At 30.6% G+C, this 25,909-nt stretch carries 28 protein-coding genes and 1 pseudogene; 10 read left to right on the forward strand and 19 right to left on the reverse strand.

The window, feature by feature from the left end:
- Positions 1–264 precede the first annotated feature (264 nt).
- From MR07_RS01600 to MR07_RS01615, 3 genes are all read left to right on the forward strand, one after another.
- Positions 265–600 (forward strand): hypothetical protein, encoded by a 336-nt coding sequence (locus tag MR07_RS01600; RefSeq protein ID WP_024071133.1) that lies wholly within the window; start codon positions 265–267, stop codon positions 598–600.
- 503 nt (positions 601–1,103) lie between these two features.
- A complete protein-coding gene (locus MR07_RS01610) occupies positions 1,104–1,712 on the forward strand; it encodes a hypothetical protein (RefSeq protein ID WP_024071135.1) in 609 nt (202 codons plus the stop codon).
- 152 nt (positions 1,713–1,864) lie between these two features.
- On the forward strand, positions 1,865–2,386 hold the full coding sequence (locus MR07_RS01615; protein WP_024071136.1) for a hypothetical protein: 522 nt from the start codon (positions 1,865–1,867) through the stop codon (positions 2,384–2,386).
- Between the two features lie 205 nt (positions 2,387–2,591).
- On the opposite strand, the gene MR07_RS01620 is transcribed toward MR07_RS01615, so the two are convergent.
- The 10 genes from MR07_RS01620 to MR07_RS01665 form a co-directional block, all read right to left on the reverse strand.
- Entirely contained in the window at positions 2,592–3,104 is a 513-nt protein-coding gene (locus MR07_RS01620; protein WP_024071137.1) for a hypothetical protein, read from the reverse strand.
- 242 nt (positions 3,105–3,346) lie between these two features.
- Positions 3,347–3,991 carry a hypothetical protein gene (locus MR07_RS01625; protein WP_024071138.1) on the reverse strand — a complete coding sequence of 215 codons (645 nt, stop codon included), beginning with the start codon at positions 3,989–3,991 and terminating at the stop codon, positions 3,347–3,349.
- Positions 3,992–4,091: 100 nt separating this feature from the next.
- On the reverse strand, positions 4,092–4,727 hold the full coding sequence (locus MR07_RS01630; protein ID WP_024071139.1) for a hypothetical protein: 636 nt from the start codon (positions 4,725–4,727) through the stop codon (positions 4,092–4,094).
- Positions 4,728–4,845: 118 nt separating this feature from the next.
- Positions 4,846–5,454, reverse strand: a complete 609-nt coding sequence (locus MR07_RS01635) for a hypothetical protein (protein WP_024071140.1) — start codon at positions 5,452–5,454, stop codon at positions 4,846–4,848.
- A gap of 439 nt (positions 5,455–5,893) precedes the next feature.
- The gene (locus tag MR07_RS01640; RefSeq protein WP_024071141.1) at positions 5,894–6,985 is read right to left on the reverse strand and encodes a hypothetical protein; all 1,092 of its coding nucleotides are present in this window, start codon (positions 6,983–6,985) and stop codon (positions 5,894–5,896) included.
- Between the two features lie 300 nt (positions 6,986–7,285).
- The gene (locus MR07_RS01645) at positions 7,286–8,392 is read right to left on the reverse strand and encodes a hypothetical protein (protein WP_024071142.1); all 1,107 of its coding nucleotides are present in this window, start codon (positions 8,390–8,392) and stop codon (positions 7,286–7,288) included.
- Positions 8,393–8,770: 378 nt separating this feature from the next.
- Entirely contained in the window at positions 8,771–8,974 is a 204-nt protein-coding gene (locus MR07_RS01650) for a hypothetical protein (RefSeq protein ID WP_144079552.1), read from the reverse strand.
- Positions 8,975–9,045: 71 nt separating this feature from the next.
- On the reverse strand, positions 9,046–9,663 hold the full coding sequence (locus MR07_RS01655; RefSeq protein WP_144079553.1) for a hypothetical protein: 618 nt from the start codon (positions 9,661–9,663) through the stop codon (positions 9,046–9,048).
- A gap of 508 nt (positions 9,664–10,171) precedes the next feature.
- Entirely contained in the window at positions 10,172–11,275 is a 1,104-nt protein-coding gene (locus MR07_RS01660; RefSeq protein WP_024071145.1) for a hypothetical protein, read from the reverse strand.
- A gap of 474 nt (positions 11,276–11,749) precedes the next feature.
- Positions 11,750–12,022, reverse strand: a complete 273-nt coding sequence (locus tag MR07_RS01665; protein WP_024071146.1) for a hypothetical protein — start codon at positions 12,020–12,022, stop codon at positions 11,750–11,752.
- Positions 12,023–12,635: 613 nt separating this feature from the next.
- On the opposite strand from MR07_RS01665, the gene MR07_RS04650 reads away from it, so the two are divergent.
- Both MR07_RS04650 and MR07_RS01675 read left to right on the forward strand, forming a co-directional pair.
- Positions 12,636–12,770 (forward strand): hypothetical protein, encoded by a 135-nt coding sequence (locus MR07_RS04650; RefSeq protein ID WP_268743528.1) that lies wholly within the window; start codon positions 12,636–12,638, stop codon positions 12,768–12,770.
- Between the two features lie 221 nt (positions 12,771–12,991).
- Positions 12,992–14,053, forward strand: a complete 1,062-nt coding sequence (locus tag MR07_RS01675; protein ID WP_024071148.1) for a hypothetical protein — start codon at positions 12,992–12,994, stop codon at positions 14,051–14,053.
- 138 nt (positions 14,054–14,191) lie between these two features.
- Here MR07_RS01675 and MR07_RS01680 read toward each other — a convergent pair whose 3' ends face one another.
- Positions 14,192–14,692, reverse strand: a complete 501-nt coding sequence (locus tag MR07_RS01680; protein ID WP_024071149.1) for a hypothetical protein — start codon at positions 14,690–14,692, stop codon at positions 14,192–14,194.
- A gap of 243 nt (positions 14,693–14,935) precedes the next feature.
- Here MR07_RS01680 and MR07_RS04360 point away from each other — a divergent pair, with 243 nt between their 5' ends.
- Both MR07_RS04360 and MR07_RS01685 read left to right on the forward strand, forming a co-directional pair.
- A complete protein-coding gene (locus MR07_RS04360; protein WP_024071150.1) occupies positions 14,936–15,097 on the forward strand; it encodes a hypothetical protein in 162 nt (53 codons plus the stop codon).
- A 137-nt stretch (positions 15,098–15,234) separates the two neighbouring features.
- On the forward strand, positions 15,235–16,026 hold the full coding sequence (locus MR07_RS01685) for a hypothetical protein (RefSeq protein WP_024071151.1): 792 nt from the start codon (positions 15,235–15,237) through the stop codon (positions 16,024–16,026).
- Between the two features lie 102 nt (positions 16,027–16,128).
- Here MR07_RS01685 and MR07_RS01690 read toward each other — a convergent pair whose 3' ends face one another.
- The 3 genes and pseudogenes from MR07_RS01690 to MR07_RS01700 all read right to left on the reverse strand — a co-directional run bounded on the left by MR07_RS01690 (position 16,129) and on the right by MR07_RS01700 (position 18,084).
- Positions 16,129–16,632 carry a DUF6063 family protein gene (locus MR07_RS01690; RefSeq protein ID WP_024071152.1) on the reverse strand — a complete coding sequence of 168 codons (504 nt, stop codon included), beginning with the start codon at positions 16,630–16,632 and terminating at the stop codon, positions 16,129–16,131.
- A gap of 122 nt (positions 16,633–16,754) precedes the next feature.
- Positions 16,755–17,058: pseudogene (atpE, locus tag MR07_RS01695) on the reverse strand (ATP synthase F0 subunit C).
- A gap of 48 nt (positions 17,059–17,106) precedes the next feature.
- Positions 17,107–18,084, reverse strand: a complete 978-nt coding sequence (locus MR07_RS01700; RefSeq protein ID WP_024071153.1) for a hypothetical protein — start codon at positions 18,082–18,084, stop codon at positions 17,107–17,109.
- 71 nt (positions 18,085–18,155) lie between these two features.
- On the opposite strand from MR07_RS01700, the gene MR07_RS01705 reads away from it, so the two are divergent.
- Positions 18,156–18,812: an EVE domain-containing protein gene (locus MR07_RS01705; protein WP_024071154.1), complete on the forward strand. Its 657-nt coding sequence runs from the start codon at positions 18,156–18,158 to the stop codon at positions 18,810–18,812.
- A gap of 46 nt (positions 18,813–18,858) precedes the next feature.
- Positions 18,859–19,287, forward strand: coding sequence for a hypothetical protein (locus MR07_RS01710; protein ID WP_024071155.1), 429 nt, complete (start codon positions 18,859–18,861; stop codon positions 19,285–19,287).
- Between the two features lie 19 nt (positions 19,288–19,306).
- On the opposite strand, the gene atpE (MR07_RS01715) is transcribed toward MR07_RS01710, so the two are convergent.
- The 5 genes from atpE (MR07_RS01715) to MR07_RS01735 form a co-directional block, all read right to left on the reverse strand.
- Entirely contained in the window at positions 19,307–19,525 is a 219-nt protein-coding gene (gene atpE / locus MR07_RS01715; protein ID WP_024071156.1) for an ATP synthase F0 subunit C, read from the reverse strand.
- Between the two features lie 106 nt (positions 19,526–19,631).
- Complete coding sequence (locus tag MR07_RS01720; protein ID WP_024071157.1) at positions 19,632–20,675, reverse strand: hypothetical protein; 1,044 nt, start codon at positions 20,673–20,675, stop codon at positions 19,632–19,634.
- Positions 20,676–20,773: 98 nt separating this feature from the next.
- The gene (locus tag MR07_RS01725) at positions 20,774–21,406 is read right to left on the reverse strand and encodes a hypothetical protein (RefSeq protein ID WP_024071158.1); all 633 of its coding nucleotides are present in this window, start codon (positions 21,404–21,406) and stop codon (positions 20,774–20,776) included.
- Between the two features lie 61 nt (positions 21,407–21,467).
- Complete coding sequence (gene atpE / locus MR07_RS01730) at positions 21,468–21,776, reverse strand: ATP synthase F0 subunit C (RefSeq protein ID WP_024071159.1); 309 nt, start codon at positions 21,774–21,776, stop codon at positions 21,468–21,470.
- Positions 21,777–21,916: 140 nt separating this feature from the next.
- A complete protein-coding gene (locus MR07_RS01735) occupies positions 21,917–23,815 on the reverse strand; it encodes a lyase family protein (protein WP_024071160.1) in 1,899 nt (632 codons plus the stop codon).
- A gap of 168 nt (positions 23,816–23,983) precedes the next feature.
- Here MR07_RS01735 and dnaK point away from each other — a divergent pair, with 168 nt between their 5' ends.
- Entirely contained in the window at positions 23,984–25,831 is a 1,848-nt protein-coding gene (gene dnaK / locus MR07_RS01740; protein ID WP_024071161.1) for a molecular chaperone DnaK, read from the forward strand.
- Positions 25,832–25,909: the final 78 nt, after the last annotated feature.

Here is a 25,909-nt window from a genome sequence, read left to right on the forward strand (position 1 = left end):
GAAAATAAGTCTCAAAGAACTACAACAATATTGTTCAAATGACTTAGACCTTAGTTGATAATGAAGTTAGTTTTATTGATTTTGCATGAGGTAAATAAGTGGCGAAAAAGAAAATAAAATTGCTCCTACTTTAGAAAACTAATCTTGCTTTTAGTTATTTAAAAAAGAGAAATAATATTTGGAAAGAAATTAATTTACCAAATATTTAATTTATATACATTACTTAGATTTATACATCCATTAATGTATAATCATTAGATACACATGTTATTTATTAAATCATTATTAGGACTTGCAGGAGTGGGGGTTGGCGCTTTCGTTCCTGTTGTAACAAAAAGGTTTGAACAAGTAGTTCCGACAGAAGCTGTTGAATTTGTAAAAAAACTGAATGTTGTTAAGTCCGTGAAAAAAAAGTTGTCTGAAAATCAAACAAATGTTCGCTTAAGAATGTCATTAAGAAGTTTGAAGGAGAAGAGTTGTCAATTGGTAGATAATCCATTGAATATGAACAATTCTTTCGACGCTTTGCACGCTTGCAAGGAAGGAGATAAGACTGTTTTCTATTACTTAAATTCTGTAGATTCATTTAAGAAAGATTAACAGTCTTATCAACCTAAGAAAGTCTTAAGTGTCAATTATCAAGAAGGGTCAGATAAAGAGAAAGCTCAATTGGAGTTAACTTTAGAGGGAAATTCAAAAGTGAATTTGACTATCCCAAAACAAGATGGTGGGGGCTGATCTTACTTTAGAAATGTAAATTTGAGTGAAAAGCGTAATCTAAAAACTCCTATGTTAGGTAGAGATTTACTTGTATGTAATCAACTAAAAGACCCTAATGATAATTCAGATTTTTCTTACGTTTTTTCAATATTTAGATAGAACTCAGTAATTTTTATAGATTACTTGATAGCTTTCTATTTAAGTTAATTGATTATTCGATTTCCCAAAAGTTTTTAAATTAAATTATCTACTGCCCCCCCCAATCTAGATTAGAAAAGAAATAATTTTTAGTTTGTTACTTAATTAAAAAGTTTTGATTATACAAGTAATAATTAATTTAGTTCCTTGATATTAGAGTTTTTGTTTAAAAAAGTTCAGCTTCTTTGGCTGGACTGGCTGTTGTTGGGTTACCTATAATTTCAAGCTATACCTCTAGTGAGAATGAAATAAAAAAAGTATTAAATCCTAGATTAATATTAGAATCCCAGAAAAATCTTGGATCACAACTTAGTTGGTATTACTCAAGTTTTGTTCAAGAAGATGGAAAAATAAAAGAAAATAGCCCAGTCCCCTTCGAGAAGGTGAATATGCAATTTGGTAGTTACAGAATAAAAAGAAGAGACATATTGTGTAGCCCTAATCAAGATGGAAATTATTTATTATTGAGAAAAAAGAATAGTACAACCTATACCTATGAATATACCTATGAAATAGAGGGAGATAATCAAATTCAATATAAATGCCCTGTTAGCGGATTCCTCCAAAAAAATCCTTCAGTAAAATCCATTCAGTTAAATAGTTTTAAGGGTCAGGGATCTTATGGAAGCAATACTTCTACAGATAAAATTTTTGTCGCTAGTTGTTCTTTCGGATTAAAGAAATCTAGTACAGGTGGAAAATGAAATGTGATTTGAGATAAGTGCAAGGATAGTGAGTTTGGAGGAAGTAATATAGGAAGAGTGACTATGTCAACAAATTATGAGACCAGTTAGTAAAAAGATATTTTCGGGAATAGGTATATTTAATTCTTAAATAACTTAAGTTGTAGCTACCGTCTATGAATCTTCAGCAACCTTAATTTTGTAAAGGATATAAGCATCTCCCGAATATTAAAGTTTTTTGAAAAAAATAATTTAATTTAACAATGGGTAGCGCATCTGCAATAATGAAAGTTGTTGCAGGACTAGCTATTACAGGAGGGGTTTTAGCTACTTCCCTTTTGGTATCAGGAAATTCTATACAAGTAGAAACGGACAGAGGTAAGTTTCATTTGGGAAGAAATTTTCAAGGTTGCACCACACTTTTATCTGAACCATCTAGTTCAGGAAAAAATGATGGGCAAATATATTTATGCCCTTTTGACGAAAACAATAAATTAGAGATGATTTACTTTCAAGAAGTAAATGGAGGAAAAGATGCAACAAAGATTAAAGAGTTAAGACAAAATTTTCATCATCAATTGCGTCACGAATTGATAATTAGATTGGAGGATAACAGTGAACGAACATTAAATTGACCAAGTTTATTGTTTCAATATACAGATCTCGGGAGAGATAAAGGAAAAACTTTAATTCCAGAAAAAGACTGTCAAATAACTTCAAGTGGAACCACATTGTTTGAATGCAATGATACTTGAAAAGTGATTAAGCCAAGACCAAGACAATAATTATTTTTTCTTTAGTTAATTTATAAATAGAAATATCATTTTTTAAAAGGTTTGTTTTAAGATGATTATTTTCCGACGTCCTTATATAGGTTTAAAAAATAAAGTAGTATTTGCGATTCTATTGTTAATAATTCAATAGTTTAAAAAATAAAAGATTACTTTATTGAGACTTTTCTTGAATTGTTAGAGTTTCTAAAAAATAAATCTAAATTAAGCTGAATTTTTTCTTAATTACTGTTCAGGCAGTACTTTCGCATGCAAAAGTGTAATCATTCTCTCCATTTTTGAAAAGGGTGCACTGTTTGTCTGGAAACAGTAAATTTTGCTCATCAGAACCGCTTCCCGCTGTGTAATTAAATAACATTGTCGGTCTATCCAAAGTCTCTTCTTTACCGCTTCTTTCCAACTTTAATATAAGTTTGCTTGAATGACCATAAGTCCCTTGAGATGATTTTCTTAAACTTTGAATCTTTTCAGCAAAATCATTTTTATAATCGTGATAAATCATTTCTAATTTATTGCTGTCATTATCTAATTTTCAAAGATAAATCTTTTTATCAATAATTTGTTCTCCTTCCAATAAATCGACACACCCTTTTCATTTTCGGCTCAAATGAAACTTACCCCTATCCTGTTCTACAGAATTTCCCGATACTAAAAAAGGAATTGCTACCGCACTTCTCGGAACAGTCAACACAGTTAAGATTTTTAAAACCATAGATAAGCCTGTCCCTAAATTTTATTACCAGTAATTACGGAAGACTCGTTGTTTTAATTTAGGTTTCCAGTTGTTTTTTTCAAAAACAAATGATTGAATATCGTAAACATTCTCCTTAAGAAAATCTGCATCTTCCAAACCAGTCGCAAAAATTTCAAAAAGTTTTCCACATTCCTTAGAAGGAGAATCTAAAGATAATTTCTACTTTTGTGACTGACCCTTAACTATAAAACAAGAACAATTTATGAATCATATTCATAACTATCTTCACCATATTCTCCTTTAGCCTGACTACCTCCTTTTAAAAATTCAGAACAAATCATTTGTAACTTAAAATTTTTATCTCCTTGTTTTGCTGGCGATGTAGAAAGAGAACAAGATCCTAAAGTAATACTAGATAAAGATGTGTTTCCACTCCATTGCGATGATTGCCAATTTAGTTTAACGCGGTTTGAATTTTCATATTTTGTCTTTTCTTGACATCTCGGAGTTCTTTGTACAACTTCACCATTTTCAAGTTTGTATTTCATTTTCGTTACATCAATTGATTGCATTAAATAAAAGTTTCCATCTTGACAAGGACTAAAAAGTATGTCATTGGCAGACAAACTTTTATTTCCAAATTTCATTCCAATTTCTCCGAAATTTAATTTATTTTTCTGACCTGACAACAATTTATTTATGTTTTCTATATTACTTAGACTTAATTCATTTTTCTTTTGGTTATTAGATCTTCCTAAAACTAAAGATTTTTTCCTTTTCTCTTTTATTTGTTCTTTTCTTCCGTCGCTGAAAAGAAATGGAGAAGCAGTCACCCCACACGCAACTGAAGCACAAGCCAGAAATTTAGCAATAATTGGATAAGGAAGAATATTTATTCTAGACATAAAAAAACTGATTTAACTTACAAATCAAGTAATTCCTTGAATTTTAGTGGCCTTCAACTGTTAAAAAAATTTATGAACTTATTTCTAAAAATCGAATCAATTAATCATATAGATAATTACCTTCTCCAAGTTTCCCATGAACAAATTCATTGCCAACAGAAAAGGGAGAACAAGAAATCTTTAAGTCGTTTTTATCATCTCTCGAGATGAAGCATGAGCCCACAGTTATTTGAGATATAGTTGTGCTACCCCTTGTATGTTTTGTTCACCCCAAATTAACGCTTGGCAGGTTTTCGTATTTCGACTTTTCTCAACCACATCTTGGTGTGGTTCTTTGAAGATCTTTTGCCCCTTCCAATCTATATTGATAGTTGCTTACATGTTTCATGAGGTAAAAGTTTCCATCTTGACAAGGACTAAAGAGTATGTCTTTTTCAGATAATTCTTGTCCACCTCACGCCATCCCTAGATCTTTGAAAGTTAATTTTGATTTGGTTCCATCTAACAATTTTTCTATATTATCTAAATTTTTCAAACTAAAATCAGCACCACTACCCTTATTAAATTTCCCTAAAATGACGGATTTTACCTTTCTAACTTTTGGAGAAGTATTTGGATACTTTCCCTCAATAGTTTCTTTTGTTCCACTAAAACTAATTGGCAAGGCCGTTAAACAGCCAACTACAGAAGAAAAAGTGACAAATTTAATGATTAGAGGAAAAGATATTCTATTCACAGTTACTATAGACAGCTATTTTTTGCCTAAATTTGAGGACTATGAGATCATTGCCTATGAAAGGTGATATATTTCAATTTTTTAACAAAAAAAGATTTAAAAAGTATTAATTTGGTGATTATTGTTTTACTCCGAATGTCAAAATTCCTTGAACTGCTTCTCCAGAACCAACACTTTTACTAAAAAATTCTCTGCAATTAATTTGCAATCTAGAATCATCAATTAAAGTAAATGTGCAAGATCCCACGGCAATTTTAGATAAACTTACATTTCCTTCCAAACCTAATGACTTTCAATCCAAATTAACATGATCCAACTCATTTCAATTAAAGTCACGCTCGTGAAATCTTCTTACAATTAGACCATTTTTTAAAAGATATTCTCCGTTTCTAACGTTTTTAGCCAAGTAATATTTGCCATCTTGCGCGGGGCTTACCAAAAAATCATTTTCAGTTAGTTCTTCTGTTCCGAATTTCATACCAACTTCTTTAAAGCTCATTGTTTTCTTCGCTCCCTTTGTCTTCTCCAACAATTCATCAAAATTTGCAATACTTAAAGAACTTCCTTTACTTGACTTGCTTAATACTAAATCACCAATTTTTCTCTCTTTACGTCCGTCATTTATTTTTTCTACAATTTGGTTATTCCCGAATTTAATTCCGTAACTAAAAGGAACAATAGTTATGCAACCGACAACGGTTGCACAAGATATCAAATTTTTAACCATAATTTAATTTGCCATACTTATCTTTACTTTTTTCGAAAATGTCAATATACTTCTAACAATCCCTTACAGATAGATTTGCCTTGCTATTTCAAAATTTATGACATGGAACTAACACTCGAAAAATACTTTTCTAGTGAAAGTACAACATCGTTCCATTCTCTCTAGTCTTTACTCAATACAAGTTAATTTATCCCGAGCCTTCATAATTTTATGTTTCTCCTATATGAAAATTTTGAACAATTTTGCCCATTTCCGACTCACAATCTTCGCTACCTCTACATTTTGCTAGATAATACTTGTTATGTGGACTAAGACCTATTTCTATAAAACTTAATTTTTCTCCAAAACCTTAAGTTTTCTAAATAACTTATATGAACCGAATACCTCGATAAATATTGGAATATTATTTTCCTAACAATCGAATAACAGCACCTACCTATTAGGAAAGTTCAGGAGAATTCATATATTTCAATAATTTATGAGCTACTTGTAATTCAATATGTGAATGCATCTTGGTTTTTATTTGATTAAGTTTCTTCGTGTCTTCTTGAATGTGTCGTTGAACTCTAGGGCCTCAAGCAATTAAGGTCATACTCTTATATCTATTAATTTGTTGTTCTAATTTATGTACTGCTAAAGCATTTTTATTTGATTGGCTAACAGAATTTCTTCATTCTTTTTCATTTCTGAAGAACCATTTATAAGGATTGCTATTTCAATTCCCTCAACCCCTAGAATCGAAAAAATGAGTTGATTGATGATTCTTTTGAACTTTTATCTTGTCCTTTTGTCAATCCATCTTATTAAGAGAATCTTTAATAGTTTCAGCTGAAGGAACACCTGATTTTTGAGCTTTTAGCACTTCTTCTGGTAAATCACTATGTTTTTTTAACTCATCCTTTAGTTTGTCTCTCTCAATCTTTAAAGCATCATAGAATTCGTAAACTTTTTGCAAACTCGTTCTTTGTGATTTAGTTAAGGCCGTTGCGGAAGCAAATTTATCCCTAGACTTTGATCATGACTCTACCTGAGATTTTGTTTTATTAAATTCTTCTAAGTGTTTAATTTGATCTGCAGAAACGGCAGATAAGTGTTTATCTCTTAAGCTAAGATACTCGGCAGAAATTTTGCCTTCAATAGACTCTATCTTACTCTCTTTGTGAATTTCTTTAAAAACTCCTGAAATATTATCTGTGGCAGATTTATCTGTTGGAGTTAATTTTTCAAGTTCTGACTTTAGGGATTGAATGTTTAAGTCAGCATTTTGCGTATCTAACTTTGCATTAAAAGGTGTAGAATTACCTAATTGAATTTCTGTTGAATCTTCCTTGGTTTTAGAATCTAGTGTTAATTTATTGGAAGAATTATTTAGATTAAGAGATTCTGATTGTGTAAAGAACTGCCCCCCCCACAAAGAAATATCTCTTAAAGAATCAAAAATATTAAACTGATTGTCTATTGTAAAGAGAGTAACCCCGTTAAGTGCTAAAAAAGATGCTCCTGCTAAAGAAAGCTTTAATCTAGGAGTCAAAATATTGAATTGATAACGATAAAAACAAAATATTTGAGAAAAGTATACAAAATTAATTAAGTCACATTCTTTTCGGATTTTTTTATTTACTTAAACACCACTAAAAAGTTTTGATTATTCGAAGAGTCTAAAGGAATTCTCGAATAAAGAAAAATAGGAGATCTAAAAAATTTAAACACTATTCTAAATTCCTATATCAATCCTAAAGAAATGCTCGAGAAGAACAACCTATAGATTTAAAGATTGTCGAAAGATAAGGAACTTAAAACAAAAAACCTAAAAAGAAATTAGAAGAGAAAATTATTGTGCTTGACCCATAGCTTTCAAAAGATAAGATGCTACCTTTTGAACAATATGTGAATCTTTAGAAGCATCTAGAGAAGATATTTCCCTCTCTTTTTCTTTATACTGTTTTTCTAATTTCGCCAGAAGTTCTGGTTCTCTAAATCTTCTGATCGCAGGCCTTCATTCTCTCTCTAGTATCTGTTTTAGTTTATGCACATTCATGGCATTTGATTGCAAAGACCTAATGTCCTTCTTAAATTCATTTTCATTGGTATAAAAGGGCTTAAACGGATTAGAATCTCAATTTCCTCAACTATTTTCTTTAAAAAAATATGAACTTCCTCTATCTTTTTGAGTTCTTATGGATTCATCCGTTCAACTTATTATTTTTAAAGCTTTCTCAATATTATTAGATGACAACCCATCTTCTTGAGGTAAAGCGACAGATATATCAGAACTTGGAACTTTATCCTTAAACTTTAATGCCAACTCTTTAGATAACTCCTTAAGACCTTTATTCAGCCTATACATTTTTTCTAAAGAAATTCTTTGATCTTGATTTAATGTATTACCTGCTGTTGTAGATCTTCTACTTCTTGATCTTTTTTGTAACTGTTCTTTTGCTTCTCTAAAATGTTTCAAATGTTCCTGTTGTTTATCTTCAGATTTATCTAATGTTCTACTCAAAAGATATGAATATCTTTTCCGAACTTCTTCATCAACATCCTTTACTTTGCTTTCAACATCTATAGCCGAATGAACATCCTTAATTGAATTTATTATGCCCTCTTTACCTTCATTTAACGGAGTTAAAGCAGTCAAATTCATTGAATCTGATTCATCTTGTGAAATCAATTTAGTTTCCGGTGTCGAATTGACACTAGGAAGATCTACGTTTGTTTCTTTTCGAGGAAGTTGTTTTAAATCTAATTTAGTTTGTGGAATTAATTCATTCTTAGTGGAGAAGCTAATTAAATCAGTGATGCCCCCCCCAATATTTAAACTATCTAAAGAAAATCCTGAAGAAAAAAGATTATTACCTACAGTTGGAATTATTATGCCATTCGCTCCTAAAAAACCAAAACCAATTAAACCCTTTTTAAGTCCTTTTGAGATGTGCACGTTAATTAAAAGTTTCTTTTTGTCTCAAAAAAGATAACTTGCACCAAGTGAAAACCAGTTTTTTATAAGACAATTTTAATTGGTTTTTACATACAACTTAGGCGACAACACTAGTTATTTAATGGCCTGAAAAATAACAATTATTTTCTTTCTTTAGTCTATTCGGATTAAAAGAACTTTTTAAGAGGCTTGACTTGTCGGATGTCTATTAACTTTCCAAATTTATTAACCCAGTTAGTTATTTTGTGGTGTATTTCTAGGGTTATCGCGGGAACTTTTATTTTTGTGAAAATTTAATAATTTTTCTTTTTAGTAATAAGTAAATAAGGTACTTTTAATATCTACCTTTTTAACTTAATTTAATTAATTCGTATTTATTTATCTTTTTTTAGCGCAATTTCTTCCCAAAAATCATTTGATTTGAGTTCCTGTTTCATTGTATATATTAGTTACAGAATTTGTTTTTTCCAAATCTTTTCTATCCACTCTAGTTTCAGTTTGTAATCTATTACAGGTACCCGCTACGAGAACACAACCTACACCAATTGTTAACAAAGGAATAAAGTATTGAATTAGCAACAACTAAAAGGAACTTGTTAATGAATACTTACTGTTGGTTTGTATTTTGGATTTCACTTGACGAAATGTCCCCTTTAATCTTTTACTCCTTCTGAAGTTATAGAAATTCGATCTATTCTGTCCAAAATTAAACCATTTAGTTCACCCAAATTTACTCCTTGGGCTTTGTCTCAACCCTTTAGCCCTGTAAATGTTCTACCAATTGTCTTTGCGGAATCCTTTGTTCCACTTTCTCAATCCCCAACAATTAAAGCTTGGCTACCAATTCAAGCAAATCCTTGTAAATAATCACAACCAGTCTTTCTAAAGTTAACTGAAGAATCTCCGTTCTTTTGATTTGCATAAATATTCACTTCTTTGTTAGCATTTCCCAAGAAAATTGGCTTATCTTTGTGAATAATTATCTTCAAAGGACCAGTCAAAAATCCTTTGTAGGCTTCCAAAGCTTTATCACATAATACATCTGGACCTACGCCACCAAATTGTTCTGTTCTAAGTTTTGTTTTTATGAATAGGCTTTGATTATTATGCGAACCTCCGTTAGTGTCTTTAAAGAAACTTAAGTATTCTTGACCATTACTTGAATCTGCAGAAATTTTTATTTCTCTAGAAAAACTTCCATCCAATACACCCCCCCGGTAAAAGACAAGACAGTAACTGGCACCCCACTTGCATCAAGAACTCCAATCCACTCGCTCATGTTGAAAATATTTTACAGGTACTCCTATATCTTCCCTATAATTCCTAGAAACTTTTAATTAAATATCTCTTTCAATTCCGTGTTCTACTAAGTTATTAATCAAATAATTATCTAATCTCCCTTAGCCCTCTCCCTCGTTATGAAACACAACTTTGGATTTACCAGTAAATCCTAAGGACAACACATTACAAATAAATTCAGAATTATCCACCCCTTTTCCTTATATTTCAGCCCTTATTTAAGGGAAATAGTAAAGGTTCCTATAGCAAATATAAATTCTTAATTAAATCTATTTTTATTGTTGGAAATATTTAACAAACCTTTTCCCTAGTAGTTTTGACAGTAGTTATTATTCAATACCTTATTCCACCAATTAAAACAGCTTTTAAAAAAGGTGAAACTATAAATTGTTAATTTACTAACTTACCTTAATTGAAAGTGAGCTTATCCTAAAAAATTTAAATTTACTGTTTCGGGATCAAAAAATAATTGCAAAACATTTAAAGTTGACCCATAGATCCTAAAAGGTAATTTGCTACTTTTTGAACGATATGTGAATCTTTAGAAGCATCTAGAGAAAACATTTCTCTTTCTCTCGCCTGATATTGTTTTTCTAGTATCTCTCGCATTTTTTGGTCTCGAAATCTGTTTATCATAGGCCTTCATTCTCTTTCTAATGATTGTTTTATCCTATAGACTTTCATAGCGTTTGTTTGCAGGGAACTGATGTCTTTCTTAAATTCCCCTTCATTCGAGTAAAAGTGTTTAAATGGATTATCTTTTCAAGCACCTCAACTATCTGCTTTAAAAAATCTCAAATCACTCATATCTTTTTGTGTTCTTAACGATTTACTTGTTCATTGTATTATTTTTAAGGCATTTTTAACATCTTTAACTGAAATCCCTTGTTCTTGAGATGAAGAGGTGATGATACTATCACTTTGCACCTCTTTCTGAAAACTTGATTCTATTTTTTTAGATTCCTCCTTGAGACTGTTATGGAGGTGATACATTTTTTCTATAGCGATCCTTTGTTTTTGACTTAATGTATTGTCTGTTAGTGTAGATCTTTTCCCCTTGGCCTGACTTTTTAACTGCTCTCTCGCTTTTTCAAAATTTTTCAAATGCTCCTTCTGCCTCGTTTCATCACTACTTAATGTTTTACTTAAGAAAAATGAATATTTATCCTGAGTTTCTTTATCAATTTTTTTAACTTTTCCTTCGACTTCCATTGCAGAATAAACTCTTTGGATGGAATTTGTCATTTCCCCTTTTCCCTTGTCGATAGATAAATTAGTTAAATCTATGGGAGTTGATGAAGACTCCAAAATTAATTCGATCTTTTGGGACGAAGGTACTGTAGTTGCTATATTTAAATCTGGCTCTTTTTTCTGCGGCTGTTGTAGATTTAATTTGGTTTTTGGAGTTGATTCACTGTTAGATGAAAAGCTAATTAAGTCAGATATGCCCCCCCCAGAGACTAAATTATCTAGAGAAAAACCTGAAGAGAAGAGACTACTCCCCAAAGAAGGAATTATTAATCCATTAGTTCCTAAGAAGCCGAAACCAAGTAGACCTCACTTAAACCTCTTGTTGATGTTCAAGTTGACTAAAAATCTTTTGTTCCACCCATAAATATAACTCCTGTTAAGTGTAAATCAAACTTTTTATAACACGATTTTAATTTAGTTTTGGCGCTGAATATTTAACTCCTTAAATGAACAACTATTGTTCTTTGAACTTAGTTAATCTTTTTTGAATAACACTTTGAAAGTTTCTCTAAGTAAAAGAATTAATTTAGAGTATTTATCTGTAGTTTGTTATTAATTCTTTAAATTTACCGATCCAAACAAAGATTTTGTTTTCTTATTTAAATTAATCGCTTTTTATTCATTGGCATTGCAGACATTCTATTAGTTAATTAGACATTTAACTTGGGATAAAAATTTTTTGACTAATTTTTCTGATATCCTGTCATTTTAGTTACTTCTGTTCATACTTTTAAAAAACTGAAAGTTAGTAGGTGGTTTATTAGCCTTTTTCGGGGTAAATGGGGTATCTTCCCATGCACTAATAAATTATTTCGGTAACTCTTCTAACAGCTCAAGTGTTAACTTAGAAAAGGTAACTACTAAATTATTAGCAAATGAGAATGGTAATCCCAAAACTGTTAACTTGAAATTAAAAAATGCTACTACAAAAGGATTAAGGATAGCAGAAAAATTATCCAAAAATAGCAAGATTTCTTCTGGAGCCTCCTTAAATATTTCTGATAATTCTTCCTTAATATAACTAGAAGAGAGTAGCAGAATATTAAATTCTGAAACTTCTGGTGATTTTATAAGGGGCATTTACAAAGAGATTGGTCGAGAAACTGATATAGCTTCCATTCACGAGGACACACAAGAATTTTTCTTTGAGACTATAAAAGGAAAAGATTTAAGCACATATCTAAAAAATTTCAAAGAAGTTCAATCAAAGATTAAGGATTGAAAAGCAAAAGGAGGACTAAATCGCACATTAGGTCGAGATGAAGCTATTTTTTCTACTATAGGTCAAGATGGTAAGGTTTCTCTTGAATAGATTTATTTAATATAAGCTAAATTACAAGAAATTACAAATAATTTACTTCAAAAATTAAAGAATACCAGTCCAGATTCAGTAATAAATATAGGCAGCTACTCAAAAGTAAAAAGTAAATATAGTTGACAAGATGTTCAAAAAACTCTAAGATGAATTGATTGAAAGAAAAGGAATATAAAGTTTAGAGTTAAATTTCTGGATGAAGAGAAGAAAATAATTTTCAATCCAGAAAATAAAGAGGAAAGTTCTTATGGTTGAGGGGGTTGGGAGAAAAATCCATTTAGAATCTTTTTTGACTCCGAAGAAAAATACAACAAATCAATGCAAAAGTTAGAGGAAGCATAAGATTTACTGAAAAGATTTTTTGCTGGAAAAAATTTAATGACGACATTGGAAACAAAAACAGAGGCTATAGATTCTGAGGATTTAAAGAAGATTGACAAAAATGAAAGCGTATTCCGCGAAAATATTTCTGAAGCCATATTAGATATTGAAATGCATGTGCAAATAAGTTAATTGAATGAACTATTCCAGAGTCAATAAAACTAAAAATTCTTAATTAAAACCGGATTAAAAATCTTTTATTCGTTTACTACTTAATCTAAAAGAACTAACCAACTTAAACTAGCAACTTTTATAAATATAGCTAGTTAGCTAGCAAGAATCAGGATCTTTGAAAAAAATATTAATTTAGAATTGATTAGGGACATTTGGTTTTTTGGTGTACTACTACTAAATTGAAGACAGGCTCTAAATTATTTTTAGGAACAGCGGTTGTCGCAGGAACCGTTGGCATTACGTTTCTTGTTCTAAATAATAGTTTTGGAACAATTAGTCCAATCAAAGAAATAAATTTGCCTCGGGCGGGGCGATCAATAACTAGATCTCCGTCTTTAAATGGCAATACAAAATTTGAATTTAAAGAGACAATTCCGAGCGAGAATACCATTTCTCTCGAAAATAATGTATCTCAATTTCCTCAAGTCAAGTTAGATTTAGATGATCCTTCTTATAAAGAATTAGATGTATCTACTTTTAAGAAGGAAGGAGCAGCTAACGAAAGCATTCAAAAAGTACACAGCGAAATAAAGACTTTAGGTCAATTAGAAAATATTAAAGATGAAGTTTCAGAAAGTTATCTTTCTATTCTTCAAAAATTCCTTGCTAAAGGTAAAAAAGAGGACATAAAAACTCATATTAGTAATGTCCAAGATGTTCAAAGACAAATGAGAAAGTTAATGCCAAGAAATGAAGATGTTAATGGAATAACGCATTCACTAGGGCAAGAAAAAAGAAAGAGTTTAAAAAAGATTTATAAACTATACCGAAAACTTACTGTAGAACAAAATAAATTTTCAAAAAATCTAGGATCTCTAGTTAAAGATGCTCAAAAAGCTAAACAAGTGAGGAATTCCAGATCTTCCATTTTTGAAGATCTCTCCCCTTATCTAAAGAAAATTAAATGGTCTGCTAAGGAAATCAATTTAACTAAAGAAGGTCCTATAAAAGGTCAACCTTATAAAGATGATTGAGGTGATTGAAAAGATAATCCTTTTAGAAAGTTTTATGATAAGCAAGAAGATTTTCAAAAAGATCTGGAAGAAATAAATAAATTGATTGCAAATTTAAGTAAAGAAAGACAAGAAGTTAAGCGAAGGGACGAAACTTGAGTGGGACCGAAAACAGAAAAACAGTTATTAGATTATGAAAAGTGATGAACACGTCAAAAATTAGAAAATGCTAAATTCCTTGTTGAATTTAAAGTAGCTAAAAAATTATTGGAGAACATTGGAAAATAATTCCTATAAATGTTTTTCAAAGGATATTTTCCAGATATATTTCTCGATTATTTATTTGAAAGTTCTTTTAGTGAAAACTTAAGAAATTATCTAAAAATTAACCAAAAATAATCAAAGAATAATTTAAAAAAGTTATTTCTATTTTTTCTTAATAACTTTTCAAGTAGTGGAATTGCAGGAAAATAATTCTCCTCCTCCTTGCGTATTCATCTTGCAATCTTCGTGAGGATTTAGAACAGTTTTTTCATTATTACTTGCGTTAGTATAACTAAATACTAGGCTAGGCCAATCCAAAGTTTTTTCAGTCGAATCTTCTAGTTTCAGTATTAATTTTTGTTTGAGGATTGTCTCAAAATTTTGCTTTAATTCTTTAATCTTTTTTGTACTTTTTTGTCTCCCGCCTGTTTCTTCAGAGTAAATCATCTCTAATTTATCTTCATTGCCAGTAGGGCATAAATATACTTGCTCAAAATTGCCCCTTTGTCCAACTTGTTTATCTAAAAGTCCTGTACAACCCTGAAAATCCTTTCTTAATTGTCCTGAATTTGCCGAACTGTTAAATAAAACAAATGGAGTAGATATCAATCCTCCTGTAGTGGCCAATCCAGCTAAAACCTTAGAGATTGTTGAAATACTCATTGTTAAGCTAAATTATTTTTGGGATTTTCAAAGATACTGTATGTATTTGCTTAAAAGTTTAATTGGACAAAGTTAAACAATTAAAGAAAACTGCTCTTTAATTTAGTTAATAAATTGTTTGTTTAGAAAAATAATTCAACATTTCTTCAGTCAATCCACAAAATACTAAATTTTCATCTATCCAGCAATAAGTCTTATTTTTCGTTTCTAAGTTCGAATTATTTCATTAAATTTAAGAAAAAAATGAATAGAAAGATTAAGTTGCTTGTTGGAGGTTCAAGTTTTGCTCTAGTTAATGGAATAACACTACCAATACTGGAGAATAATTTCAATATTTTTAATTATCTCGATCTTTCTACTATAGTTGCTGGGGGGGGCAAAAGATTCTATCCACAACTAACTTAAAAACATTTAATCAGCCTGAAAGATCTCTAGAAATAAAAAATAAAGAAATAAAAGATAGTGAATTAAAAGTCATAGCTACTACTTCATTACCACAAACCAAATTAGAGTTAGACAACGCCAATTCACAATCTTTTTCTTTGAGTTCTCTAAATCCAGAACCAATAAAATTACCCTCTATTCAAAATATCTACCAAGAAATTGATAAAGAAGGTTCAATTGATGAATTAGAGAAAAAGGTTAACTTTGAGTATCCACAGTTATCTTGAAAGTATTTGCCTTTTGATTCAAGCGGTAGGAAAAGTCTCTTAGATAATTTCAAAAGTGCTAAAGCAAAAGTTAACAAGTGAAATCAATTACAAAGTCAAAGAAAAAATGGAAGTGATGTTGGCTCTTTTTTCTCAGATGATGCTTTAGACAAACACGAAAGACTAAGCATTGAAAAATTTTTTTGTTTTCAAAACGATTTAAAGGATTTGCGAGTGAGATTGACAAAAGAACTTAAAGAAATTGGGAGAATCGATTTAGAAGCTACAACATTAAGTGAGAAAAAAATCTGCCAAGATTTCAAAAAATCTCTATCTCAAATTCATTGGACAAAAGAAAGAGTAAAAATAAAAAATTTTCCTAGGGGTAGCCAAGGCTTCTCCAATGATTCAGGGTGAGGAGATTGACAAAAATCAAATCCATATAGGCATTTTTATAATTCAGAAAATGAATTTGCGGAGGCTATTGTTCTCTTGCAAGCAAAGCAAGTTTGAATTGATTCTCAGAAAAGAACATTAGTTGCATCTAAAGAAATGATCCCATCAATCCCAAGGGCGCAGCAACATTTCAGAAGGCAAGAGGGAAGGCTAAAAACATTAGAGTCAAGAACTTCATCACATATAGAAATGAAAGTTGCTTCTAAATTACTTAGTATGATTGATTAATTTTTTTTGAATTAGATTTACTAGTTTAATTCAGGAGTTTTTGTTTATGCAAAAACTTTTTGACAGAAAACCCAAGAACTAACTACAGACTAATTTAAAAAGTTAATTTTTTCTTTTTTTAATAACTTCTCAAGTGGAATTGCACTTGAATAACTTTTCTTCGTTTGGAGTCATTTGGCAATCTGTTTCTGGAATTAAAGTTTTTTGACTAGAACCTCCGGTGTCTGTATATTTGAATAACAGGCTAGGTCAATTTAATTCTCGTTTAATCTCATTATTTTCCAATTTCACTTTCATCTTGGGTTGGTGCAATCTGCCATCAATTTGTTGTTCCAATTCCTTAATCTTTACTGCATCTTTTCGTTCTTCACTTCCATTTTCAGAATAAAACATTTCTAATTTATTTTCTATTCCAGCAGGACACAAATATATTTGCTCATTATTTCTTGGTCTATCAATACCATCTAAAAGTCCTGTACAATCCCTAAAACTCTTATCTAATTGTTCCGAATTAGCTGATCTATTAGTTAATAAAAAAGGAGTAGCAACAACACCTCCAACAATTGCTATTCCTGTGGCAAACTTAGAAATTAATGAAAAACTCATTATTCCTCTAAATTATTTGTGGAACTTGAAAGAGTTGCTTCACTATGTTTTTTGCAAAATTTAATTCCTAAAAGGCCAATCATCAAAAAAATTGATTTTATTGAATGCTTAACTGTATTTTTTTATTGCTTGCTCATAGCAAACATAATAAGTATCGCTACTATCAAACCATAAATTGCTACTGATTCGCAAACTGCTGCTCCCACAATAAATTGCCTGAAAATTAAAGCCTCAACTTCAGGATTTCTAGCTAAAGATTCTACTGCCTTCCCCCCCTATATAACCTTGAGCTATAGCCGCACCTAATCCTGCCAGAATATCCACTCCAGCCCCAATTCCTCTGGTAGTGTTATTACTATCTGAAAAAACCAAACCATTGCCCCCCCCGAAATTAAATAATTTGTATAAAAAATATTGCCAACCCATTAGCTAAATATTTACTTGGTTTATTTTTAGCTTCTTGATTATGGAAAATTAAGAACTTAATTGAATTTCTCTTGATTTATCACTTTTATTTTTTAATATCTCTTCATTAAATTTTTCTTTTCATTTATGGAAAATACTTTCCTGATTTTTTAATGAAGAAAAATAAGAATAAGAATTTTTTAATTTCTTATTCAATCCATTAATTTCTTCAGAAACTTTATTGGCTTCTTTACTTTTTTCAGAAACGGATTCATTTAATTTTTCTATTTCTTGAGTAAGAGTTTTTAACAATTGTTCTTGGTGATTGTATTCGTCTGTCGCCATTGCCAGTGTAAATGCTGCAAACATTGATCTCAAGTTGTAATCTCCATTTGAGTCTTTTACCTCTTTAATCATTTTCAAAAGAGATTCCTGTATCTTTTTCAACTCTTCTTTGGCTTTGTTAGCCCCTTTTAAACCTTCTCCGGGGGGGGCACTTGATTCGTCGAGTTGACAATTCCCTGAAGCTTCCTCTTTTTGTGCAATTAAACAGTTAATAGTTGTTAAATGTTTCTCCCAGCTTTGCAGAGCTTCTTGCAGTTTTACATAACTTTCTTGGATCTTTTTTTGCAATTCTTTTTGTTTTTCTGCTTCTAATTTCTGGACACTTGCTTCTTGGAACTTCTTATTCTTCTCCATAAGTGTTTTGAAAAATTCAGAAATGGTGTCAAACAATTTTTTTAATTTTTCTTCTGATTGCGAAATACTTTGAAAAAGTGCTTTTATTTTTTGAAACTCCAGAGTTTTTAAGAATTTGGCACTAGCTTCTGCAGATAAAAACTTTTTAAACTTTTCATTCAAAATTTTTAATTTTTGGTCGGCCTGCTCATACAAAACTTTGAAATTGTATTCTTCAAATGAAGAATCTTTCTCATAAATATGATTTGCCCAATTTGAATTTTGAAAATATGGATATAAAACAGAAGTAATTGTTCCGGAAGAAAGAATCCCAGTTGCAATTCCAATTAATTTGGAAGTAAGAAACATAAACAATTACCTTTTATTTAATACTTTTTGCTTACTACGAGTAATTAAGAATATGAATAGACAATTCAAAAATGTTACATATTTTTGTTGCCAATAAACAAACTCTAAAGATATATCTAGAGCATTTATTTGTTGGAATTGGAAAAGAAGGAGAGATGTCTCCCTTCCTCAAAAAATGTAATGTAAATCACAATTGAACAAAGGAAAAAGTATTAGTAAAGATGCTGTCTGATATTTCTAGAGTTAGAGAGGGGGATAAGATAGTTTTTTATTTACAAGAAGCTTGAAATCAGAAGGGTAAGTTTTTTGGAGTTTTTGAAGCTCAGTCTAGAGCTTTTTTTGATGAAATTGATAACCATAATTTCTTACTTCAAGAATTAAAAAAAGAAATACCTTATAGATTATTAATAAAACCTTGAAAGGTTTTTGCCAAAGGGATAGTCGAACAAGAAATACTAGATGATCTTGATTGCAAAGAAAAGCCTTGACAAATGTACTGAAACTTAATTTATAGAAAAATAAAAGGGAATCGTTGTTGTGTGGCAATAACAGAATTTGCAGAAAGAGAACTTATAAAAAAATTCATTGCAATTAACAATGATAGTTCTTTGGTCGGGGATAATTTCTCTTTTGATTTAGAAAAAGAAGAAATTGTCCTAACTGATCAAAGGAAAGATATATATAGGGAGACAAGAAAGTTGTGATATTCGTTCAAGATTTATCTATAGGTTTTGAAGGAGCAATTATTGCGAGAGTCATTTGCAAGCTTATATCATGCAAAATTTCGATAATTCTCCTTTAAAAGAAATATTTTTACCTGAACCATCTAATTCATTCTGAATAGGAAACTCAGTATCTTGTGGAACTGGTTTGGAAAAAATAGATATATTAATTAAGCAAGAAAATAGAGACAATATTTTTATAAAAATCATTGAATTAAAAGATACAAATGTTGATTTAAAAACAATTAATGAAAGATTTTCTATGTATATTAAGTGAGTTCTTCAATATTTTGTTCCTAGTTATCTCGAACTCAAAAAGAAAATAGTTATTATTCCTTGTTTATTTAACAGAGAAGACGAATGTGTAAATCTACTAGATAATTGGGAAACTAAAAATTCAACAACAAATTTAGAAATATATAAGCCAGAAAATATTCTATTTGAGGCAAAAGGTAATCAAGTATGTTTTAGAAAGATTTAAAAACTAACTATTAAAAAATCTATTTTATGGCAAACATGATTAATATGGCAACAATTAAACCATAAATAGCTACAGATTCACAAACTGCAGCTCCCACTATAAACTGCTTAAAGATTAGGGCTTCAACTTCAGGGTTTCTAGCTAAAGACTCAACAGCCTTCCCTCCTATGTAACCTTGTGCTATAGCGGCTCCTAGACCAGCTAGTATTGCAACTCCTGCACCAATACCTTTATACATGTCCTGACTCTGAAATAATAAAAAGTTGTTGTAGATATAAGAAACAAGTTCTCCAAAAATTCCCTTTTGCCCCCCCCGCATTCCGACTATATATTAGTTAATAATCCTATAATTCCTGCTTGTCCTCTCTATCTAAATCACTGTTATTTTTTAACAGGCTTTCTTCAAGTTTTGTTTTTCAGCTATTCAAATTAACTTCTTGTTGTTTAAGTTTTGTATATGTTTGATGATTAGAAATAAGTTTCTTTTGAGAACTATTAATTTCTGTTATTAATTTTTTTGTTTTTTCTCCTTTGGATTTAATATCTGACTCTAAATTATTTTTTTGAGAATTAAGAAACTTTATTCATCCCTCCAAGAAGAGAAGTTTGGAAAATAATAATTTTTCTTGTACTCTAGCCAAAGCATGTTTAACCTTATATTCATTGTTCTTTGTTTCCATTTCAGAAATCAATTGAGTTAATTCTTTACTTACTTCCTCCAATTCTTTTTTAGCTTTTTCTGCTCCGCCTCCTCCAGAACCATTAGTTGACTCTGCCCCCCCCGAAGCTACAGAACTAGTTATAGGTAAAACTGGAAATATAGAGTTAATTAATTTTGTAATACCACCAATTATGGTCTTCTTGCAATTTTGTTTTATTGCACAATTAATTTCTATCATAGAATCTTCCCAAGTTGTAAGTGCATCACTCAATTTAGAGTAGGCATCCTTTAAAGCAGATTGAAGTTTCTGTTCTTTTTCAGTTTGTAATTTTTCTTGTGTAGATGTAGAAATTTCCTCATATTTTTCATTTAATTTTTTTATTTGAGAAACAATTTCTTTATATAAATTAGTAAGTTGATTTTCTGCCTGAGATAACTTCTCAAATATTTTGTCAATATTGTAGTAAGCGACTTGTTTTCAAATATTAGTTATTGTTTTTGCCAAACTAAACTTTGAGATTTTTGACTTTAATACTTCGATATTTTCCTTAGCTTCCTGATCTAATTTTTGAAAATCAAACTTATTTTTTGAAAGATCTTCTTTGAATATGACATTTGAAAAAACACCTGCTTCTGTATTTTGAAAATAAGGAATCAAAAATGCTGAAGCTGTTCCTGAAGAAATAACAGTTCCAGCTAAACCTATGAGTTTAGCTAGAAGGAACACTAATAAATTGGATATTTAATTACCAAGCCCAATCCTATCCTCTTACTTAAATGATATTTTCAGTTAAGTAATGCATTAAAAGCAACTACAATGGGTAACTAAATTAAATCTGTTGGTTGCTGAAATTCTTCTAAATCAACAGAAAGACCTTGTAATTCTTCTGGTTTTTTATTGAGATTAGTTAATTTCTTTTCAAATAGATGAGGGTTCATATTTTTTAATGTTTCTGTATCTACTAACTCTGAAAGTGAATAATTTACGTAGTCAAAAGGTTTATATCCAAAAAGAAATACAAAAGGAAGGAGGCTAAAAAATAAGGAGAGCCTGACTGTGGATTTACATTTTTGTAAATGTAAACCTTCATTTGATTTAGTCTTATACTTTAATAGTTCTCTTGATTGGGAGCAATAGAGATAATAAATGAAATAAGTGAAAAAAGTATAAACACCAAAAATACCAAAACTTCAATGAGAGGCACTACTTACTAAGCATCCAACAGGCAAAGTTATTAGAGATACTATACAAAGCCCTAGCTGAAAAAACTTCAAAATCTTGAATCACCTTAATATCTTTTTTCATATTGTTAGTCATTTATTCAGTCCATGTTCAATTTTGAGGTATTTTTTAGTTTCTTGTTTATTGGTTGGATTTTCAAAATTATTTCATCTACTCTTTTTTGATAGTCATTTACAAAAAGCAACAAGTCCAAATAACTTAAAAAGACCTGCCAATTAATTACTTTTTTTAAGTATTTTTAAAAGATTTTTGAATGAAAGAAATAAAAATCAATTATTAACCATTTACAGCAAACATAATCAATATTGCAACAATTAAACCATAAATTGCTACAGATTCACAAACTGCAGCTCCCACTATAAACTGCTTAAAGATTAGGGCTTCAACTTCAGGGTTTCTCGCTAAAGATTCCACAGCCTTTCCTCCAATATATCCCTGAGCTAAAGCGGCTCCTAGGCCAGCTAGTATTGCAACTCCTGCACCAATACCTTTTCCAACCATATTTTGTTGATTAAAAAGTAAGAGAGAATCTTTGCCCCCCCCAGACAAAATAGAAACCAATTTATTTAAGAGCTGATTAAGCATAAAAAAATTTGACTAGCTTTCTTAAAAAATATTTAGAAGGATACTATTTGTTGACTATTAATGGCTTTTCATCTTAAATTAAATCTAATTTTTTGAGAAATTAACAACTAAATCCCCTTTATTTAACTTATCTTTTTTAATTAATCAGGTAACAAAATCCCAAATCAATTTACTAACTCAGATTCTTTGTCTGGAGTTCAATTTTTGAAATTAAATTCTCTCATTCCCTTCTCATTTATACTGCCAGAAAAATCCGATGTAAAAGAAGCTGGCTTATAGTATTCTGAGCTAAAAATTGATTTTTCCCTAGAACTTTTTAGTCCATAAAACAAAGCCACTCCCTTAATTTCCCTAATATTCTTTATTTTTATTAATTGACTGTACAGAGTCTTAAGTGGCTTTGTTCCTGAAACTTTCTCTTTTATAACCAAGACTTTGGAATAGTCTTTAGATAATTCCAATATCCTTTGATATCAATTAGAACTTTCAAAGCTTAGAAAACAATCTGCATTATTGCACGGTATGTCAACAATAGAGAGAGAAAAATTTAACAGTGAAATTAACTTACTGTTAAATGTTGAGTTCTCATCTGATAATGAAATAACAATTATTTTTTCATTATCTAATACTTTTAATTCGTAATATCAATTAAGCCTTTGGGAAAGATAATATATGGCATTATCAATTTCATACTTATTAAACGAGTTTGGAGTTTTATTGATTTCTTTTGTAAATATTTGCTTATGTAGCCTAGGAAAATATTGGAGATAATAATCTAGGTTCTCAACTTTAGATAATACTGATGAGATTTTTCCATTTTGAAAATTGGAGAGAGCTGATTTCAGAGAATCAAACTTCCCGCCAACAATATCTTTAGTTATTTGGGATACAACTTCCCTAGCTTCTTTTCTAGAGCTGATACTTGGATCTTCTAACGAAGATAAAGAAACTATTTGAGAATGTATCAATCCTTTAGATAAATTCAAATTTTCCTTTATCTTTAGATCATTAACTTTCAGTTTTTTTAGGAAATCATTCATTTTTAAAACTATATTTCCCAAAAGAATTGGTGTGTCCATTAAACTTACTCTTTCATTTGATGAATGAGAAATATCTCTTTCATCTCATAGTTCTATATTTTGATTAGCTACATCAGATAATCCCGTTAACCACCTAGAAAGTCCAGAAATATTTTCTAGAATTACGGGATTTACTTTATGTGGCATGGCAGAAGAACCCACTTGTGATTTTTCTGACTCTAAATAAATTTCAGATATTTCTTCTCTGGCTAAAGTTCTTAAGTTAACTGCTAAAGAGTTAATTATTCTTCCGATCTGAGATAATGCAAACAAATAAGCCGAGTGTCTATTTCTCGGTAATGCTTGAGTAGTGCCTCAGATGGTAAATAGACCTAATCTATTTGCTAAATCTTCTTGTATTTCATTGCCTATGTGCGCAAAAGAGCCAGTGGCTCCTTTAATAGTGATTACTTCTATGTATTTTCTAGATAAGTAAAGTTGTTCTAAAGCATTTTCTAATTCTTGATAACAAATAGCAAATTTATGACCAAAAGAAATAGGTTCTGCGTGCCTCCCATGTGTTCTGCCTACTTGAGGAGTATTTAAGTATCTTCTAGAAACTTCATAAAGAGTTTCCTGTAATTCCTCTATTCACTTGATTAACTTTTTGTTAACTCCTCTAATAACTAGAGAAGTAGCGCTATCAATAATATCTGAGCTAGTTAATCCGTAATGCAAATACTTAGAAATAGAAGAATTAGATAATTTTCTCTCCAATACGTTCAGAAAGGCAACAAAATCATGTTTTGTTTTTTTCTCCTCCTCTTCTATTTCTGTTTCATGTATCTCCAAGGAAGATCAAATTTTTTCTAACTCTTTGATTTTTGACGAATCAAGATTGAGAATGCCATTATTCTGGAGAGCATAAAGAACTTCTCGTTCCAAGAGACTTCATCTCTTATATTTAGCATCCTCAGAGAATAATTGCTTTAATTCAGGAAGTTGATATCTCTTTATCACTATCTATAACCCTATCTACTAGAAATAATTAAATTACTTGAAATTTGTGCATGAAAGTATCTTTATAGAACAACTTTTGAAGAAATTTTCATTTTTTAAAAAATGAACTATTTAAAAACTTAGCAATCTAAAGCTTAATATGCTAAAATATTCTTAGACTCTTGCAAAATGGCTACTAAGAAGGAAATTATCTTAGGAATTGACCTTGGAACTACTAACTCTTGTGTTGCAGTAATTGAATCAGGTCAGCCAAAAGTATTGGAAAATCCAGAAGGAAAGAGAACAGTTCCTTCTGTGGTTTCGTTTAAGGGAGAACAAATTATTGTTGGAGAAAGCGCTAAGAGACAAATGGTTACAAACAAAAATACCATTATCTCCATCAAAAGATTGATCGGAACAAATCAAAAAGTAACTGCTCAAGGAAAGGAATATAGCCCAGAAGAAATTTCTGCTTATATTCTTTCATACATAAAAGACTATGCCGAAAAAAGAGTAGGAACCTCAATTAGCAAAGCAGTTATTACTGTTCCTGCTTATTTCAATGATTCACAAAGACAATCAACTAAGAATGCAGGAAAGATTGCCAAATTAGATGTAGTAAGAATTGTTAATGAGCCAACAGCCGCCGCTTTGGCCTATGGTTTAGATAAAAAAGATAAGGAGCAAAAGATACTAGTGTATGACTTAGGTGGAGGAACTTTTGATGTATCTATGCTTGATGTTTCTGATGGAACTTTCCAAGTATTAGCGACTTCAGGTGATAACAATTTAGGAGGTGATGATTGAGATAAGAGAATCATTAATTGGTTAATTGAAACTATTAGAAAGGAACATGGCGTAGATCTTTCTAAAGATAATTTGGTAATGCAAAGGTTGAAGGAAGCTTCAGAAAAGGCAAAGATTGAATTATCTTCAGTTCAACAAACTCAAATAATGTTGCCCTTCTTAACAATGGTTAACGGAGAACCTTTAAATGTTGATTTAACTCTTTCAAGATCTCAATTTGAGCTTCTTACAAAAGACTTATTAGATAGAACTGAAAGACCTGTTCTAGATGCAATTAAAGAATCGAAGATTGAATTAAAGCAAATAGATGAAGTTCTTTTGGTTGGCGGCTCTACTAGAATGCCAGCTGTTCAAGCATTAGTTGAAAAGTTAACTGGAAAAAAACCTAATTTATCTATAAATCCGGATGAAGTAGTCGCTTTGGGCGCTTCTGTTCAGGCTGGAATTTTGGCTGGTGATATAAAAGATATTCTTCTTCTAGACGTAACCCCTTTGACTTTGAGCATTGAAACTCTTGGAGGAGTGGCTACTCCTTTGATTCCAAGAAATAGTACTGTGCCTATTGAAAAGAAGCAAATATTCTCTACAGCTACAGACAATCAACCTAGTGTCGATATTCATGTAGTTCAAGGGGAGAGACCTTTAGCTAAACAAAATAAGTCTCTTGGTACTTTCACATTACACGGCATTCAACAAGCTCCTAAGGGAGTACCTCAAATTGAGGTTTCCTTCTCCATCGATGCTAATGGCATTTTGACTGTAAAGGCTGAAGATAAGGGAACAGGAAAGAGTAATAATATAACTATCAATCAATCTTCTGGTTTAACAGAAGATGAAATCAACAAAATTATTAAGGAAGCTGAAGAAAATTTAGAAAAAGATAAGAAGGTTAAGGAAGAAATTGAAGTATTAAATGAAGCTGAATCTTGGGTGTCTATGCTTCAAAAGCAAGTTGATGACAAACCTGAATTAGTGTCCGAAGAACAAAAGTCAGAAGCAAAAAAGATGATTGAGGAGTTTAAGACATTAATTAAAGATAAAAATATTGAGGAACTAAGAGCTAAAATGGATGTGGTTAAAAATATGAGCCAAAAGATGATGCAAGACATTTACAGAAAAGAGGCTGAAAAGGGAGCGAATCAAGCAGGCGGTGATTCAGGAGCCCATCAAGAAGGAGTTAAGGAAGTTGAAGTTGAACCTTCTTCAGAACAAGAACCCCCAAAGTCTTAGTAAATTTTTAGTCTAACAATTTAAATCCTTACCACAGAGAGGAGGGAGGGGATATTTTCCCCCTTTATTTAATTACTT

It is taken from the genome of Mycoplasma ovis str. Michigan (assembly GCF_000508245.1).
Lineage (GTDB): Bacteria > Bacillota_I > Bacilli_A > Mycoplasmatales > Mycoplasmoidaceae > Eperythrozoon_A > Eperythrozoon_A ovis.